Here is a 17,565-nt window from a genome sequence, read left to right on the forward strand (position 1 = left end):
TCATATTTTTACGCAATATATCGTGCTTGATATTTTGCAGTATCTACTTCAATGTATGACAAAGCTTGTTCCACCGTCATACCCTCATCCGCAAGCGAAGGGCTCTTTTTACCGGTTTTGTTGTCGATAAACCGGCACTCGCTGTCCAGAATGTAGTAGGCATTCGTCATTGCTTCATTATCCTCTGCAACGATATTCTCACCGAAAGAGCCGGCGGTTTTGTGCCGCAGTACAAAGGAATTAAAATCGGCTTTAGTAATCAGCAGATCTTCATAATCATTTTTAAGCTGTGTATTCGGCTTCAACACTTGGAAGAGCTTTATTCTGTCAGGCTGTACGGCTTCGTAAAAGTGGGTAAAATCCTCATGCACATTCAACTTACTGACCACCGTATTTATTTTTAACCGAATACCGTGTGATTTGATTGCAGCGCACAGCTGTTCATATTCGCTTCTTGTAATAACATGCCCCTTACAGCATCTGCCGATTGCAGCATTCGTTTCTTTGTTTAAAGAATCGACACTGATACCGATGCACGATAATAGCGGATAGATAGCTTCAAATTGCTGCGCATTATGGATGAGATTAAAACCGTTTGTTACGATTGAGCAGTCGAACCCTGCGTAATAAGCATCACGGACAAGCGGGATGAGTAATGGAGATACGGTCGGCTCTCCGCCGACAAAGTTAATCCTTTGAAAGGAGCCTGTAAGCTTTTTAAGCACAACCATATAATCTTTCCGCGTTAACGAAAGACTATTGTGCATAAAACAATACCGGCACTTAAAATTGCACGCTGCAGTAAAGTGCCAATTAACAGTGAGACAATGAGTCGTTTGCATCTTTGACCTCCAAAAACATTGCATAACACTACTAACATTGTCTTTGAAATCAAAAATGTATTTTTACTATAGTGATACCGGATGTTTTTGTCAAGAATACAATTTTAAGGCTTACATTTCTTTATGATATAGTTTAAAAATGTATGTATGTACATTGATGCCCATCTCCATCCCGCAGATTATTTTGATACGTGCGCCTCTGTAAGCGGTGCCGGAAATGTAGACGAACCGTTTGCATATCCGGTATCGCTTTGTTGTTCGGCGCATGAGCATACCGAATATGAACGGCACCGCCGCCTCTTTGAACGCAATGTATGCGGCGATGCCAATTCTCCTACTACGGGAACAGTCCTACATCAAAGCAAATCTCATTTACCGCTATCTGAGAAACAGCACGTACTCTTCTCCTTCGGCATCCATCCGCAAAATCCCGTAACCGATGAAGCGGAGTTTTTATACCGCCTTTTGGAAACACGGCAAATTCAAGCGATTGGAGAATGCGGATTCGATCTTTTTAATGATGAGTATAAACAACTCTTGCCGATGCAGCAAGCAGTATGGGATATGCAATTACAATGGGCGCAGGAGTTTCAGCTGCCGGTGGTGATTCATTGCCGGAAAGCGCTTCCGCTCATATTTGATTCGGTACCTTGGTTAAAAAAACTGCCGGCGGTTATCTTTCACGGCTGGGGAGGCAGTCCGCAAGAGGCGTCGGCATTTCTTAAAAAAGGCGTCAACGCCTATTTTTCGATCGGTAAGGCAGTGCTCCGCGGGCAGAAATCCGTGTGCGCAATGGCTGCCTCGTTCGATAGTACCCGCCTCTTAACGGAAACCGATGCTCCATATATGAGGCTCAAGGCGGAACCCTACTCCCATCCCCGCGATATTATCGCAGTTACGGCGCAATGTGCAAGCCTGCGCTACACAGGCGCCGTTCCGGTACAGCAAACCGGTTCCGATGCGGTAAAACGGACAGGCGTTATCAAACAGTATGAATCGTGCGCGACGGCGCTCGAAGAACTCAGTATAGATGAAGCTGCTGTAAAAGAGTTCAGCGATATGATTGTACGGAATTTTAATTGTGCATTTGGATTATCGGATTGAACGAATAGAGGGGAATAAAAGGCGCCGATCAGAATCGAACTGATGAATGAAGGTTTTGCAGACCTCTCCCTTACCACTTGGGCACGGCGCCGATAATGGTGCTACTATATCAGAAACCGATATCTTATGCAAGAGGTTCGTCAGGGCAAATGCATCAGTCAGTGTTTAAATAACCCCGCAGAATCTGCTATTCCACCAAAGTTTTGCTGCATTGACAGAATACACCGCATATTTTACATTTACTCTATGACAAGCATTCCACGAAAACTGCCGATCGGCATACAGAGCTTTGAAAAACTTCGCAGAGACGGATTCCTCTATATTGATAAAACCGCATTTATTTGGCGGCTCATTCAGTCATCTAATCCGTATTTCCTCAGCCGACCGCGGAGATTTGGGAAGAGCTTGTTTCTTTCAACCTTAGCGGCATATTTTTTAGGGCAAAAAGAGCTTTTCAAGGGTCTATATCTCGAAGAGATGGAGAAAGAGCTGGCTGCGCAAGAGAATAGAGCCGTATGGCAGAAATATCCGGTGCTGTATTTTGACTTTAATACAGGGCAATATGATACAATTGAAAGTTTAATCAGCCGTATTGAGCTTTTTTTATCCTCGCTTGAAAAAAAATATGCAATACTTTCTGTTCAAGGCGATTTAGCACAACGGCTTGAAGAAATCATCAAACAGATATACGAGGCGACGCATAAACAGGTGGTTATTCTCGTAGATGAGTACGATAAGCCCTTACTGCAAACGATGGGTGTCAACGAAGAACTCAATGAAAAGTACCGAACTATCTTAAAAGCCTTCTATTCGGTGATAAAAACCTGCGATCAATACATTCGCTTTGCATTTTTAACCGGTGTTACCAAGTTCAGCAAAATCAGCATTTTCAGCGATTTGAATAACCTCCGCGATATATCGATGGAAAAACAATATGCCGGTCTCTGCGGTATCACACAAACAGAACTTGAAACGAACTTCCAGCCGGACATACAGGTACTTGCCGAAGAGCAAGACCTCACGTATCAAGAAGCATTGGCAGCCTTAAAGCAGTGGTACGACGGCTACTTGTTCCATCCTGCCGGAGAAGGAATGTACAATCCCTTTAGTCTTTTGAGTGCCTTTGTCAAAAAAGAAATTAAAAGCTACTGGTTCAGCACGGGAACTCCGACATTTTTAGTTAATTACCTCAAAGAAGCACACTATTATATTCCCGACTTGGATGGAAATGTTGAGTTAGATGAAGAAGGCTTACAAACGTATCGGGCAGTAGCACAGGATACCTTACCGATTCTATTTCAGGCGGGGTATTTGACGATTAAAGAATATATAAGCGATTTAAGGCTGTATCGGCTGGGTTTTCCGAATGATGAAGTACGGTACGGTTTTTTACACAATCTTTTACCTGCATACTCTGATGTACCGTTCGGGCAAACAGGGGTATGGATAGGACGGTTTGTACAAGACATCCGCAGGGGCAATGTGGATGAGTTTATGGAGCGGATGCAAGCGATTATCGCAAGTATTCCGTATGACAACTTCACCGAGAAGAACCTAAAACTGCGAGAACAGAACTATCAAACAGCGGTATATCTCGTCTTTGCACTGATGGGGCAGTTTGTACAGACGGAAGTACACTGCGCTAAGGGAAGAGCAGACTGTGTAGTTACTACTACTGATTCTGTGTATATCTTCGAGTTTAAGCTCACCGGTAACGGCAGTGCGGAAGATGCACTCAATCAGATAAAAGAGAAAGAATATGCAGCAAAATATCAGGTGGACGGAAAAAAAGTTGTGCTGATAGGTGCGGGATTTGATGAAGAGAAGCGTACAATCAAAGACTGGCAGATAGCTAATGGGTAATGAGCGGCAGTAGGTTACAAATGAGTGATCGAATTAAAAATAATGATGAATTGATTTGTAATATTCTGCATAGAGAACCTTGCACTCCGCTTAAAATTAGAGTTGATTTCGGCAATTGTTGATAAGTACTTACAGTACAAAGGATCTGAGAGTATATGTTAGCGCATCCTGTTTTGCCGAATCACGAAATAATCCATAGTAAAAAATTCATACAATCATTGTATGATAAAAGCTGCACTCTCCTACAGCTTTTGAAGCTGATGCACCGTACTCTTAAAATCCTTCGCGTATTCAGCAGTAAAGGAGAAAGGCTCGCTCGTCCGCGGATGCCTTCCTTCAAGCTGATAGGCATGAAGCGCAAGCCGCCGGATAAGCGGTTGTTCCGTATACACATCACCGCGCCATCGCTGTTTGAGTTCGGAAAGGAGTACCGGCTTACCGCTGCCGTATAGCGAATCGCAGACAATCGGGTAACCGGCGGCTGCAAGGTGCGCCCTAATCTGATGAGTTCTGCCGGTAACGGGACGCGCCTCAAGTAGGGAGAATTGACGGAAGGTTTCCAGCACCGTAAAATGCGTTACCGCCTCCTTGCCCCGCCGCTTATCGACAACGGTACGGTGTAACGCATCTCCGTCGGCACGCAGCGGCAGATCGACGGTGAACTGTTCTTCCGGTACCCGCCCGTGAATCAGCAGCCGGTACGTTTTTTTTATCTCCCTCTCTTGAAATGCGGTATTCAAGGTACGGTGCGCCTCCGCATTGAGGGCATAGAGCAAAATACCGGAGGTGTCTTTATCAATCCGGTGTACCGCATAGAGTTTTTGACACAACGGCGCAATCTGCGGCAGCTCTTTTTGAATGAGCAGGTCGAGCCGCGGAGCTTCAATATCCCAACGGTCGGCAGCAACTAAAAGACCGGCGGCTTTATTCACCGCAATCATATCCTCATCGGCATAAATCAGCGTAAAGGGAGTTTTTTTCATCAAGCATTCCTCAATTTTAAAAATCGGATTAATTCCGCGTAGCTTTCGCAATCGGGTAAAATGGAAGGCGTGCCGTATTCGGGAGAGATTAATACGTGGGCATCAAGCGCCTGCAAAAAAAACGCAGGGTATTCGGCTTCGGGGATATGAGGGAAGAGGTACCAACCTTTTTGTGTCCACACGCTGGGAATGAGGCGTTCCGCTTCGGCTTTCCGGTTGAGCGCCGCCTGACGTTTCTTTACTATTGTATGGCTTACCCTTGCGCAGCGTCCTGCTGCCTCAGAATGATGTCCGTCTTCGATTTTAATTTCTTTGAGTTGAAGTTCTTCCATCTTATGTTTCAAATCGAAAAATGCCCGCGCAAGGCTGTACGCAAGCGGCGGGAACAGCACATCGGAAGGCGGCAAGCGTTCTTCAAACCGGCTGCCGGCAGCGATAATGCCGCACGGTACCGGATAGGCGGGCGTTACCAACATGATACTATCGGCTATCGGCTCTTGAGAAGCGGAAGCGGGATCGATATCTAAAAACGGCCGCCATACCGGCAGCGGCTGTCTCGTACCGTTTTGACCGGCCGGCATCGCAGAAGCGGCTATCCGTTCCGCCTTACCCTGCGTTTCATACCAGCGGATAACGGGATAATCCGGCAGCAGGGCTTCCAACGCACGCCGTAGTTGAACATCGGCCTTGGTCGGCAAAAAGCCGGTGAGTCCCTTATCCAAAAATTGCTTACAAACCAGATTTGCCTGTCCCGTTCTTCTGCCTAAAATTGCTTTTCCGCCGTCAAGCCACAGGTCAAGCAGCCGGACATTCTTTTCCGTGTATAAATAGTAACCGCGGGCGCGCCGGATATTTCCGTACCGCTTGCGGATTTCAGTATAGATATCGATCATTGGAAAGCTATCATCGCATAACGGCAAAAAAACTACAAGGTATATGCCTACAAAATAGGGATATGTCAGGGGTACCATTCATTATCTCAGGATAAACGCATTAGGCCGCTTTTTTTAATACTCCCGCGGAAAAATTGAAACCATTCGACCAGAGTTGAACCTCTTCGCGGTTCAAATGGTCTCACAGTCTCAATTTTTCCGCGGTTTTTATCTACTCTACCTGATGCGTTTACCCTGTCATTATCTAATCGTTTCCAAATAAGCAAGCGTTTCTTCGGCTGTTTTTTTCCAACTGTATTGCTCTACCCATTTTATTCCGGCATCGATTAATTTCTGACGCCGTTCTTTATTTGCGCCGGTAGTATCGTTGATAAGATCGCCGATGAGTGTAGCTATCTCTTCCGGTTTATCGGGTTCAAAATAGCACGTACAGTCGCCTGCGATTTCGGGCAATGCGCCTGCACGGACACAGGCTGTCGGAATACCGCAAGCCATTGCTTCAATTACCGGCAAACCAACCCCTTCGACGGGAGAAGGGAATACACATAGGTCGGCAGCAGAATAAAGCAGCGGGAGATTTTCATGTGGGAAATATCCGGTGAGCAGAATATCCGATGCAAAGGGTGACCGAAGGACAGCCTGATGCACCTGTTCTGCCTGTTCGCCATCCGCACCGGCAATTACCAGCCGATGTGGAGCCTTCGTTTTTTGCTTAAAGATAGAAAAAGCATTAATCAGCTCAATATGTCGTTTTTCCGGATGAATAATCCGCGATGCGTAAATGATATACGGGCGCCGAATCGCAAAGGGCTTAATCATCAGTGCCTCTTGTGCCTGCAGGTTATGCGGATGAAACAGATCGGTATCAATTCCATTGTGAATAACCTGTATTTTATCTTCTGAAACACCGTTTTTAAGCAGATTATTCTTGATATAGTTACTCGGGCTGATGATTCCTTTGGCAGACTTAAGCGTTAATTTGGAAACAAATGACGATATGTTTTTTAAGTATCCTTGAGCATTATCCGTAAGGATATTTTGCATAACGAGAACTGCGGGAACTTCAAAACGCATGGGCAATAGTTTTGTTCCCGATGGAAATAAAACAATGTCATATTGCTGCCTACGGGCAAAGGTATTAAAAGAAAGGCGATGCCATGTTTGTTCCGCGAAGGCGGAATCCCCTACGGAAACACAGGTGTACCTGACACCTTCAACGCCCGATGTATAGGTATATTTATCCAACTCGTGTCCGAAAAGCTGAATGCTGTGTTCGGTTTTTGGCAAGTTATGTACTAATGAAAGAATGTAAGCTCCGATTCCCGACCTGCCGTGATCGCATCCGAACGTATCAATCCCTATTTTCAAAATAAGCCTCTTTGCTTGTACGATTTAAGTATTTTGATGATTGTAGCATTTACCGTAACAATATGCTATCCTTGCAACATGACTGAGTTTTCAGATTTGCCATTGTACCAACCTTTTGTTAAAACGCTTGTTGCCGGTGGGATTACAGGACCAACCCCTGTTCAAGAAAAAGTGATGCCGCTTGCCTTAGAAGGAAAAAGTGTTTTTTTTGAATCCGAAACCGGTACGGGTAAAACCTTTGCTTTTTTATTACCGCTCTTAACAAGACTGATGCAGGATGAGCAAAAGTCAACTGCTCCGCGTATTCTTATTTTAAGCCCTACGGTAGAGCTTGCCTCTCAAATTAAAGAAGCGGCGGCTCAACTGCAAGGAACTGATACGAAATGTTTTAAGACACTGCTCTGTGTCGGCGGCAGTTCGTTAAAACGGCAAATAGACGGCTTAAAAGAAAAGCCTGCCGTAATTATCGGAACACCGGCGCGCATTTCCGATTTAATCGGGCTAAAGAAACTCAAGCTGCAAGAAATAAAGGCTGTAGTAATTGATGAAGCCGATCGCCAGCTTGCACGGGAAAGTAGAGACGCGCTGCAAGCCGTCCTCGTGGCACTCCCGCAGGATGTGCAGGTACTTGCTTGTTCGGCAACATTCAATGGAAGAAATATTGAGCTGCTTAACAGCTTTTTGCGGCATTCTGCAACTGCCGCAGCGCCGGAATATGTTTCGATTGCTCATACGGGAGTGCTTCAAAAGTCCATCGAACATTGGGCGCTTTTTAGCGATCGCCGGAGCAAAGCCGATACCTTGCGTGCACTGATCCATGCCTTGGGCAGTACAACATTGGACGACAGAAAAAAAATCCTTATTTTTACTGCGCCTGCACAGGAAGTTGAAACCCTCGCGCAAAAGCTGCAATATAAAAAGATCGCTGCCGTGCCGTTATATGGTAAACTCGAAGGTTCCGAACGAAAACAAATTATCGCACGGTTTAGGTCGGGTAAAACGCGGATATTGATTACCAGCGATCTGTCTGCCCGCGGACTCGATATTGCCGATATTGACTACATCGTGCAGATGCAGCTTTCCAAAGATACCGATGTTTTTGTGCACCGTGCGGGGCGTACTGGAAGGGCAGGGAAGAAAGGCATCAATATCGTTATTGGGGATGAATACGAACTGCGCATTTTGCGAGGTATCGAAAAAAAGTTAGGCATAACGGTATATCCCAAAATCCTCACTAACGGAAAAATCGAGTCTGCTGCAGAAAATGCATAGATATGGAATTGGCTATTCCAGTATATTGCCTTCCGTAAGCCTTTTGAAAATAGCCTGTTGCACAGTTGTACGTCCGTGCACAACTGTACAACGACGAGATTTGTGCATAGCCAAAATCTCGCTACTGGTTATCACACCGGACATCCATGGACGTATTGATACGTTGAGGATTTTCAGTAGCGGCACGGATGCCGCTCGTATTAACCAGCAGCGATGTTTCGCTTGTGCGAAACTCGCCATTAAAAGTGTACACGGATGTACACTTTTAATGATAGATGTGCCGTTTATTTGTAAAAGGAAGGTTGACAGCGCGGAATTAACAAATATACTAAACTATTATAAACTGCATGGGAATATCTAATGCAACCGGCGTTAGAGACATTTGCAAGTTTTTTCTTTATTTATTATTGGAGAGCAATTATGGCTATTGTTATTCGAGGATTGGGTAAAGCCCTCCCCTTAAAAGAGATGAAAAATACGGATTTTCCACCGGAGCTCGGCACATCGGATGAATGGATCCGAAGCCACACCGGTATCGGTTCACGCCGGATCGCAGGCTCGGAGGACACAAGTGCATCGCTGGCGTACCAGGCTTGCCGGGATGCGCTTAAAAACAGTAAGACTTCCGAGCCTGTAACGGCGGACAAAATCGACCTTATTATTTGCGGTACTGCAACACCCGATTTCCCGGGTTCCCCGTCAAATGCCTGCCTTATTCAAAATAAATTGCAAGCAGTGCATTCGGTTTGCTTTGACCTAACGGCGGGGTGTTCCGGCTTTATCTACGCGCTGGACACGGCAGCAAGTATGATGGAAAGGCACCATTGGCGGTTTGCACTTGTGTGCGGGGCGGAGGTTCTCAGCCGGATTATGGACTGGACTGATCGTTCTACGTGCGTCTTATTCGGTGATGGAGCTGGCGCGGCGCTGCTCGAAAATACGTTTGAACCGTCAGGGCTTGGGCTTGGAGCTACCATACTCGGTGCCGACGGTACCGGAGCTGATAAGCTCTATATTGCACCCGACCGCCGCGTGCATATGAATGGACGAGCGGTATACGAGTTTGCAGTCAGTCATATCACTGAAACGGTAAAAACGCTCCTTGCAAAGGAGCACTTGAAAGCTGACGACCTTGATTTAATCGTATGCCATCAAGCAAACGAGCGGATATTGGAGGCTGCTGCAAAGCGGCTTAAAATCGACTTTGGAAAATTCGTCTGCAATCTTGAAAATTACGGGAACACTTCGGCAGCTTCCATCCCTATCACCCTTAACGAGCTTACGGAACAGGGAAAATTGCATGAAGGTATGACCATACTGATTACCGGCTTCGGCGCAGGCTTGACATGGGGCGGTGCCATCATCCGATTCTAATGTAAGAGTATCTCTAAAAAACTGAGGTTTTTAGAAGATATCCCCTTATAGATCTAATATTTATTTATGGAAGAAAAGTAATGAAGTACGTTTTTTTGTTTTCGGGACAAGGTTCCCAATTCAAGGGCATGGCAGAAGATATCTGTAAGAAATACCCGTCAGCCCGCACCGTCATCGATGAGATGAGCAAGGCTTCGGGAGAAGATATCGCTGCTTTCTTATGGAATATGGAACCGGTGGAACTTGCACGGAGTGACCGAAGTCAACTTGCCATCACTGCAATGCAGGTCGCAATTACCGCAGTTTTACGTGAACACGGTATTACGCCGGTTGCCGCCGCAGGGTTCAGCCTAGGTGAATTTTCAGCGTTGTATGCTGCAAATGTCTTAGACCTTGTAACGATGACAAAACTGGTAACTTTGCGCGGAAAAATCATGCAGAAATACTGTGAAAAACTCGATGAGCAGAGTAAAGCGTCCGGCAGCGGATGCGGTATGGCGGCGGTACTCAAACTTGATCCTGAGCGGATTGTCGAAGTTTTGAAACCGTATTCCGATCCTGCGACGGGGATTGTTTTTGCAGCAAATTTGAATAGTCCGATGCAAACCGTTGTATCGGGAACAGCCGAAGGGCTTGATGCCGCGGAAAAACTCTGCAAGGAAGCGGGAGCAAAACGCTTTATCCGGCTTGCGGTTGCAGGGCCGTTCCATTCGCCGCTGATGCGCGGTGCTGCCGAAGAATTTTCCGCAGTGCTGCAGGATGTTCCGTTCAATGATCCCGTTATTCCGATTTTTTCAAATGTTACCGGAAAACGGCTTTTAACCGGCGAAGAAGCGAAAAAAAACGCCGTACTGCACCTAACGCATCCTGTGCGCTGGCTTGAGGAAGAGCGGGAACTCGCTGCGCTGGCAAATGCGGCTACACTGTTGGAAATAGGGCCGGGCATGACGCTCTGCAATCTGTGGCGGGACAGCGGCTGCGCAGGAAACTGCCACCCCACCGGTACCGCTGAACAATTATCGGCTGTGATAGACGGCAGCCGTTCATAAGAGGTTTATATGTTATTACAAGGGAAAAAAGCATTAGTAACCGGTTCTTCACGCGGAATCGGAAAAGAGATAGTCCGCAGGTTTCTGGAAGAAGGTGCTGAGGTATGGGGGCTCTGTACAAAGCCCTCACAAGGAAAGGCGGAAATGGAAGCCTTCGCCGCACAGCACAATAGCGTATTCCACGAGATATACGCCGACTGCGGAAATGCCGAAGAACTGACCGCTACGGTAAAAGAGGCACTCAAGCAATCCGGTGGATTTCAGATTTTAGTCAACAACGCGGGAATTACTCGGGACGGGCTGTCGTTCCGTATGCCGCAGGATGATTGGGACGCTGTACTGCGCGTCAATTTGACCGGCGCTTTTTTAACATCGCAAATTGTCTCTTCCGATATGTTGCGGAAGCGGGAAGGCTCCATTATCAATATGGCCAGTATCGTCGGTCTACACGGACAAGGCGGGCAGGTTAACTATGCGGCAAGTAAAGCGGGCTTAATCGGTATGACCAAAAGCCTTGCAAAAGAGATCGGCAGCAGAGGGGTACGGGTCAATGCGATTGCACCCGGCTATATCGAAACGGATATGACCTCGTCATTACCGGAAGATATGCGGAAAAATTGGATAGAAACAGCTATTCCTCTAAAACGCGGAGGAACGCCGCTTGATGTTGCAAATGCGGCTGTCTTTTTAGCATCCGATTTATCCGTGTATATTACCGCACAGGTACTCGGCGTAGACGGCGGTATGGGCGCCTAATTGAAGGAGAAAAAAATGAGAAGAGTTGTAATTACCGGTCTTGGTGCCGTTTCCGCTTTGGGAAATACGGTTGCGGAAACATGGGAAGGAATAAAAGCAGGTCGCTGCGGAATCGAGAAGATTACCGTCAACTATGACCCCGGAGATGATAGGGTAAGAATTGCGGCTGAATGTAAAGAGTTTGATCCTACCGCATTTATGGATAAAAAGGATGCCCGTAAAATGGCGCGCTTTTCGCAGTTTGCAGTGGCGGCAGCGGTACAGGCAGTAGCGGATGCAGGACTCTCAAACGAAACGATAGAGGGCGACCGTACCGGCGTGATGATTGGAAACGGCATCGGCGGTTTTGAAATCCATGAAAGCTCGTTCAAAAAATACTTTGAAGCGGGGCACTCGCGGATACCGCCTCTCGCTATTCCGCTGCTCATTCCGAACGAGGCAGCAGGCAACGTCAGTATGCATTTCGGACTGCACGGCGTTTCGTGGACAATTACGACCGCCTGCGCTTCCAGTACCGACGCTTTGGGCAATGCGCTCGATTTAATCCGCTCGGGTAGAATGGATATGTGTCTTGCAGGAGGAACTGAGGCCGCAATTACAGGGTTCGGTATCAATGCATTCAGCGTACTGCAAACGCTCGCGTCGGACTATAACGATGAACCGCACAAAGCCTGCTGCCCCTTTGATAAAAAGCGCTCGGGTTTTGTGATGGGGGAAGGCGCAGGAATCCTCATTCTTGAAGAATACGAACATGCAAAAAAGCGTGGGGCAAAGATATATGCGGAGCTTGCAGGCTACGGCGGCTCCTCCGATGCATATCACCTGACCAGCCCCGACCCTTCCGGTATCAGTGGTGCTTTGGCGATGACGAAGGCCTTGGAAGACGCGGGGGTAAAACCGGAAGATGTGCAGTACTACAATGCGCACGGAACATCAACCCCGATTAATGACCCCTCCGAAACCGCGATGATTAAAAAAGCGTTCGGGCAACATGCATATAACCTGAAAATCTCTTCAACAAAGTCGATGATTGGTCACTGTTTAGGAGCTGCCGGCGCGTTGGAAGCAATTATCTGCGTAAAAGCAATTGAAGAAGGTTTTTGTCCACCCACCGTGAACTTAACGGAACCTGATTTAGAGGCAGGATGCGATCTGAATTACCTGCCGCAAAAAGGCATCTCCTGCACGGTCGATTGCGCCGCATCCGGTTCGCTCGGTTTCGGCGGCCACAACGGCGTGTTAGTGTTCAAAAAAGTAAAGTAGGAAAAATTGGGCAACCGCATTAGGAATATTTCAAGCGGGTGCTTTCCTTTTGAGATGCGCGAAATTTTAGATAAAATTTCGCGCTATTTATTTAGAAGAAGGGTAAACGCATCAGACAAATGGGTAAGAATCGCAGAATAATGGAGATTGTTCTGCGGGATATCCATAAGAATGTCTGATGCGTTTACCCTAAAGGAGAAAACGATGACAAAAGATATTGAAGCCTTGCTTCCGCACCGGAAGCCGTTTTTGTTTGTCGATGAAATTATCCGTGCCGATGATGAAGGCAGCGAAAGCCGGTATACCTTTAAGCCGGAAGAGTTCTTTTTTAAAGGACATTTTCCCGAATATCCGGTAGTGCCCGGTGTCGTATTGGTTGAAACAATGGCTCAAGCGGGCGGCGCAGCACTGAGTTCTATGGGCAAGTTTGAAACAGGTGCGCTGTTCTTTTTGGCGACTATCGACAAGGTAAAGCTCCGTGCACAGGTACGCCCGGGAGATACGGTACGCATCGAAGTAAAAAACCTGCGTGTTTCATCCCAAATGATTAAACAATCCGGTAAAATCTATAACGGTGATGCTGTCGCTGCGGAAGCGGAGTGGATGTGTCTGGTGGGAAAGGCCTAGTTACCTTTTGAAAATATACGGCACACCTACTCTGACAGGATGTCCGCGGGTATAAGCAGTAGCAGGGACTGTCCAAAAGCTGAAAGGCTATCGATTTTTTCTGTAAAGAAATGATTGCGAACCTCTAAAAACTGCAAGCCTATCGGCTTGTTCTGTAAGGAATAATCATCGTATCCGCTAACGCGGACTGCGAATCAGTTTTGAGAGGTTTTCCTTAGATTCATTATATTCGCTAAAGCGGATTGCGAAACAGTTTTTAGAGGTTCCCTCGTTGCTGAACAGCGTATATTCTTATATGCTGTTCAGCAAGCTGTTTTCAAAAGGCTCAGGGAAATGAGCAAAATACGTTATCAGTTATCTATTCAAAAAGTCGATAATACGCTGCGCTACCAGTTCACGCTCGACATCGTCGGTAACAATATGACTGCTTTCTTCCAAGATGACATACTCATTCGGCGCCTTGAGCAGCCGGTCGATAAGTTCTTTTTCCTTAAACGGTACCGACTGATCCGATTTTGATAAAACCGTTATGACCTTTGACCGGATATTCGGAAGTTGCTGAATAGCCATCTTCTGCAGTTTGTACAAGTCCGCGGCCTTTCCGACGTAATCATAGTTGCAATAGTCTTTGACGCAATCATAATATTCGGGTTCTTTATAAAATGTTTTCCCTTCCGTCGGAATGGTCTGTATAAAATATTTTAAGTACGGTGTCAGTTTGATCCGTGAATCGGCGGCCATAAATGCGGGCGCACAAAGGAAGATTTTTTCAGGCTGAAATTTTGCCGCAAGGAGCGCAGTCAGCACGCCTCCCATCGAAAGACCGCCGACATATACCGTCTGATATGCTTCGGATAAATCGAGGTATTCATCATACACGCGCCGCAGCCAATCCTTCCACGAAGTTGCGATAAAGTCCTCTTTGTTTGTCCCATGCCCCGGCAGGCGCGGGATCGATACGGTGTATCCCGCCTTATGCAGCTGCGTGCCGAGCCACAGCATTTCCCGCGGAGAACCCGTATACCCGTGTATCAACAAAATGGCTTTATCTCCACCCTGAAAAAAATGAGGTTTGGTGAACCGATTTATTTTTGCCGGATTATTATCATAAAACATCTGAAGCTCCTATCATTTTGCATATAAACAATACCCCCTTATCTGCCTTTTGTAAATATACAGTACATCCTTGGAAATAGGAGATGCCGAGTGAAATTCGTATTTTTATACCCACTCTTAAAATCTTGAAGAAACGCACAAATACTGCTGAATCAATCTTGAAGAAACGCGTCATCCGCCATCGGTAAAAGAAATAATACAAAATCAAAAGAGCTGCTCTATGAGCTCCTTCCTGGTTTCAATAAATGGAAAAAACTCGAGTATAGCATTTTTATTCAAACTTTACCGGCAGAAAAATTTGCTTGATCTCTTATCGTATTCTTACTTATCTTTCTCAGCCGTTTTAACTCTTTTTTTATTTCTTTCGCATAAGGATGGTTGTTGTCTCTAATATTTAAAATTCTCAAATATTCTTGTAATAACGTCTTTTCAATACCGGTCAATTCATTTTTTGCATTAGCAGATTTTATCGGCTGCTCATTAAAAAAATATTCGACTTCCAATTTATCAATAAAATCATCTGTCGTTTTCTTGTCATACTGATTATGTGCAACTATACTGGCTATGCTTTGTCTAAGGGTAGATAATGTTCCATATTTTACGCGGGTCTCCGTATGTGTATCGTTAATATGCCAATTCAATCGGTCTCTAATAGATTCTTTTACGGCAATACCGATATAGATACAAAACTTATCCGACTGCGTTTCAATTGAGGATTTTATATCGTCAAACTTAACGTTCAATTCATTTAAAATCACATCTAACTCAGCTCGATTTGCCCACCATTTATAATATCCCGGTGCTTTTTTTATCTTTTGTAAATTTTCTTTATCTCTTAATTCTATCGCTTTTACTATCATAGACCTCCCCGTTTCGATATTCGGTCGGTTTATTTAAGTCAATACAATTACTGTTTTTATAGGCAAAAACGATGCAATGTAAATGAGGTATTAAATGCTCATAGTATGATTTGCCGCCAAAAATATAAAATATATCATTTTTTAAATCATACTTTGACTTTAATGTATTCAATACATTTTCCGCCCATTTCTTTTTATATTCTACCGATTGTTTTCCTAAATACAAATTATAATATGAAATACGTTCGTCTTTATCTAATAATCCGTATTTCCCTGATAGGATATACCATTCTTCGCAGTTATATTTTTTTAATCCTTCTTCTTTTGATTTTATAAAAGTATTACCTTTGTATATATCTTTAGCCCAATATTTCTCAGCAGGATTATTTTGTCCTAGTTTACGGCTGCTGCAAGCGATTAAACCTATTATTTTACTCATAATTTAATTTCCTCCTGATATCAAAAATCGTCTCTAAATAGTATTCCGTATACTTTTTGAGATTTCTATCTTTGTTATAGTCATACTATGTATGATACTATTTACTCATTGTATCCACTCCAATGGAACAATTTTATTATACTCTTTTACTGTGGGGTATATATCTTTATACCACGCATTACGTGCATAATAATTATTTGTATTTTGAGGTTCTATATATAACCACCCGTCATCGGTATGAACTCTAATAAACACGTGTCCGCTATCCCCTATATACTGGTTATAAACAATTTGAGCAGTTGAATAATAATCACAAAATAACAAGCAATAATCTTGACAGTTTATCTCACCATCTCTATTAACATCTCGTATATTATCACGAACCTTATAAAGCACACGTTGCACCTCACGTTCCACATTCTTTAACGACGTATTTGATTTACCTTTTTTAACAGGTTGAGCCTGCTTATTATAGGTACTCGCCGGTGCACTATAAGGATATCGAGTAGTATCAATGTTGTTCTTAACTGCTAAAATAATGATAAGTAAACCGGCACACAGTGCAAGAAATTTTAAAAAAGCTTCACCTCTAGAAGGTTCACTATGTCCCCCAGCAGAGGGCTTACTATGGTATCCAATACGCTCTTGATTTTTAATATAAAAGGCTGTGCGGAGCATCTTTGCTCTATTAAATTCAACAAATTGAGCTGGATTGAATTGACAGTTTGTACAATAAGAACACCCAAAATCTCTTGCACAGCTTGCACATCGTCTAGCAATTGTTTTGATGTATTCGTCATCGATATGGTCTTCGCCTTCATAAAAATACGCTTGTCGGATCATACTTCACTCTCCAATAAATGAGCTTTCCGAATAATATTCGATCATCATAAATTGTAAATATCTTGTATTACGGCTTTCGCACATTTGCATCCGTTTTTAAAGCCGAAAAGCTTAAATGTTTTCCACACAAATATTGCACCGTAGTATATGAGTTTAAGACGGTTCCACACTCTTCTGCAAATGTATGATAATGCGAATATTGCAGTATGGTATATACGTCTAAGGCGTTTCCGCACTCTTCGACAAACGTATGATAGTCTCGGGGCGACAAACGGATAGAAAAGGGCGAGGCATAGTATGAACCCTAGTTTTTTCATCAAATACTCCTGTATGTATTCATAGCATTTTTTGCTCTTTATACTCTTCCTGTTTTTAGGCCGGTCAGTCTACCCCGTTTGAAATGTACAATAAAATTATCAAACAGATTCATTGATTTCTTTATCGCTTCTTGTATACTTCCCATATATAAGAATTGCCATTTGTTTTTTTATATGCGTAATATTCTTCTTTCTCTTTTTCAGGCGCCGTAAATTTATACCATTTATTACCTTCCGCATGTGCTCTATCTGCATATCTGTATATTGCAGAGGCTTCTTTAGAAAGGTTGCTTAATTTTTCCAGTTGATTTAATGAAGGGACTTTATCTACTGCCGTCATCTCCCAATTTACCGACGTGTCTTCTTTGCCAAAAAAGAGACCGTTAAAATCTGTTACACACCCCGAAAATAAAAATACTGTTCCTATAGAAACCAGTATTACACCAATCATTGAAAATAATTCCTTCCGTTTCATTACGATACCCGTCCTTTTGCAATGCTTTTTCACTGCCATTTATAGTTTTTGCGGACTGAAAAGTTATACGGAGCAATATCATAATTATCTATTTTGATAACGAGGCGCTCCGGCATTTTTC

At 44.5% G+C, this 17,565-nt stretch carries 17 protein-coding genes and 1 tRNA gene; 8 read left to right on the forward strand and 10 right to left on the reverse strand.

Annotated elements, in window-relative coordinates; translation table 11 throughout:
• Positions 1-8: 8 nt before the first annotated feature.
• Positions 9-842: a viperin family antiviral radical SAM protein gene (locus tag ABH09_RS01930; RefSeq protein WP_253714995.1), complete on the reverse strand. Its 834-nt coding sequence runs from the start codon at positions 840-842 to the stop codon at positions 9-11.
• Between the two features lie 147 nt (positions 843-989).
• Here ABH09_RS01930 and ABH09_RS01935 point away from each other — a divergent pair, with 147 nt between their 5' ends.
• Positions 990-1,946 carry a TatD family hydrolase gene (locus ABH09_RS01935; RefSeq protein WP_253714996.1) on the forward strand — a complete coding sequence of 319 codons (957 nt, stop codon included), beginning with the start codon at positions 990-992 and terminating at the stop codon, positions 1,944-1,946.
• Positions 1,947-1,965: 19 nt separating this feature from the next.
• On the opposite strand, the gene ABH09_RS01940 is transcribed toward ABH09_RS01935, so the two are convergent.
• Positions 1,966-2,037: transfer RNA gene (locus tag ABH09_RS01940), tRNA-Cys, on the reverse strand.
• A 155-nt stretch (positions 2,038-2,192) separates the two neighbouring features.
• Here ABH09_RS01940 and ABH09_RS01945 point away from each other — a divergent pair.
• The gene (locus tag ABH09_RS01945) at positions 2,193-3,809 is read left to right on the forward strand and encodes an ATP-binding protein (protein WP_253714997.1); all 1,617 of its coding nucleotides are present in this window, start codon (positions 2,193-2,195) and stop codon (positions 3,807-3,809) included.
• 242 nt (positions 3,810-4,051) lie between these two features.
• Here ABH09_RS01945 and ABH09_RS01950 read toward each other — a convergent pair whose 3' ends face one another.
• The 3 genes from ABH09_RS01950 to ABH09_RS01960 form a co-directional block, all read right to left on the reverse strand.
• Positions 4,052-4,792: an RluA family pseudouridine synthase gene (locus ABH09_RS01950; RefSeq protein WP_253714998.1), complete on the reverse strand. Its 741-nt coding sequence runs from the start codon at positions 4,790-4,792 to the stop codon at positions 4,052-4,054.
• On the reverse strand, positions 4,792-5,685 hold the full coding sequence (locus ABH09_RS01955; protein WP_253714999.1) for a hypothetical protein: 894 nt from the start codon (positions 5,683-5,685) through the stop codon (positions 4,792-4,794). The genes ABH09_RS01950 and ABH09_RS01955 overlap by 1 nt, the downstream gene beginning before the upstream one ends.
• Before the next feature lie 240 nt (positions 5,686-5,925).
• Positions 5,926-7,053 carry a glycosyltransferase family 4 protein gene (locus ABH09_RS01960; protein ID WP_253715000.1) on the reverse strand — a complete coding sequence of 376 codons (1,128 nt, stop codon included), beginning with the start codon at positions 7,051-7,053 and terminating at the stop codon, positions 5,926-5,928.
• A gap of 96 nt (positions 7,054-7,149) precedes the next feature.
• Here ABH09_RS01960 and ABH09_RS01965 point away from each other — a divergent pair, with 96 nt between their 5' ends.
• The 6 genes from ABH09_RS01965 (at position 7,150) to fabZ (ending at position 13,394) form a co-directional block, all read left to right on the forward strand.
• Positions 7,150-8,325, forward strand: coding sequence for a DEAD/DEAH box helicase (locus ABH09_RS01965; RefSeq protein ID WP_253715001.1), 1,176 nt, complete (start codon positions 7,150-7,152; stop codon positions 8,323-8,325).
• A 420-nt stretch (positions 8,326-8,745) separates the two neighbouring features.
• The gene (locus ABH09_RS01970) at positions 8,746-9,699 is read left to right on the forward strand and encodes a beta-ketoacyl-ACP synthase III (RefSeq protein ID WP_253715002.1); all 954 of its coding nucleotides are present in this window, start codon (positions 8,746-8,748) and stop codon (positions 9,697-9,699) included.
• Between the two features lie 80 nt (positions 9,700-9,779).
• Entirely contained in the window at positions 9,780-10,748 is a 969-nt protein-coding gene (locus ABH09_RS01975) for an ACP S-malonyltransferase (RefSeq protein ID WP_253715003.1), read from the forward strand.
• Positions 10,749-10,757: 9 nt separating this feature from the next.
• Positions 10,758-11,504, forward strand: coding sequence for a 3-oxoacyl-ACP reductase FabG (fabG, locus tag ABH09_RS01980; protein WP_162662298.1), 747 nt, complete (start codon positions 10,758-10,760; stop codon positions 11,502-11,504).
• Positions 11,505-11,519: 15 nt separating this feature from the next.
• A complete protein-coding gene (fabF, locus tag ABH09_RS01985) occupies positions 11,520-12,767 on the forward strand; it encodes a beta-ketoacyl-ACP synthase II (protein ID WP_162662300.1) in 1,248 nt (415 codons plus the stop codon).
• A gap of 204 nt (positions 12,768-12,971) precedes the next feature.
• Positions 12,972-13,394 carry a 3-hydroxyacyl-ACP dehydratase FabZ gene (gene fabZ, locus ABH09_RS01990; protein WP_016522437.1) on the forward strand — a complete coding sequence of 141 codons (423 nt, stop codon included), beginning with the start codon at positions 12,972-12,974 and terminating at the stop codon, positions 13,392-13,394.
• A gap of 354 nt (positions 13,395-13,748) precedes the next feature.
• Here the strand turns inward: fabZ and ABH09_RS01995 are convergent, their stop codons facing one another.
• From ABH09_RS01995 to ABH09_RS02015, 5 genes are all read right to left on the reverse strand, one after another.
• The gene (locus ABH09_RS01995; protein ID WP_253715004.1) at positions 13,749-14,510 is read right to left on the reverse strand and encodes an alpha/beta hydrolase; all 762 of its coding nucleotides are present in this window, start codon (positions 14,508-14,510) and stop codon (positions 13,749-13,751) included.
• Positions 14,511-14,785: 275 nt separating this feature from the next.
• The gene (locus ABH09_RS02000) at positions 14,786-15,370 is read right to left on the reverse strand and encodes a GIY-YIG nuclease family protein (RefSeq protein WP_162662304.1); all 585 of its coding nucleotides are present in this window, start codon (positions 15,368-15,370) and stop codon (positions 14,786-14,788) included.
• The gene (locus ABH09_RS02005; RefSeq protein WP_253715005.1) at positions 15,339-15,809 is read right to left on the reverse strand and encodes a DUF6884 domain-containing protein; all 471 of its coding nucleotides are present in this window, start codon (positions 15,807-15,809) and stop codon (positions 15,339-15,341) included. The genes ABH09_RS02000 and ABH09_RS02005 overlap by 32 nt, the downstream gene beginning before the upstream one ends.
• Positions 15,810-15,914: 105 nt before the next feature.
• Entirely contained in the window at positions 15,915-16,652 is a 738-nt protein-coding gene (locus ABH09_RS02010) for a hypothetical protein (RefSeq protein ID WP_253715006.1), read from the reverse strand.
• A gap of 438 nt (positions 16,653-17,090) precedes the next feature.
• Complete coding sequence (locus ABH09_RS02015; RefSeq protein WP_162664712.1) at positions 17,091-17,444, reverse strand: glycosyltransferase; 354 nt, start codon at positions 17,442-17,444, stop codon at positions 17,091-17,093.
• Positions 17,445-17,565 lie beyond the last annotated feature (121 nt).

The sequence above is a fragment of the Treponema sp. OMZ 803 genome, assembly GCF_024181165.1.
Lineage (GTDB): Bacteria > Spirochaetota > Spirochaetia > Treponematales > Treponemataceae > Treponema.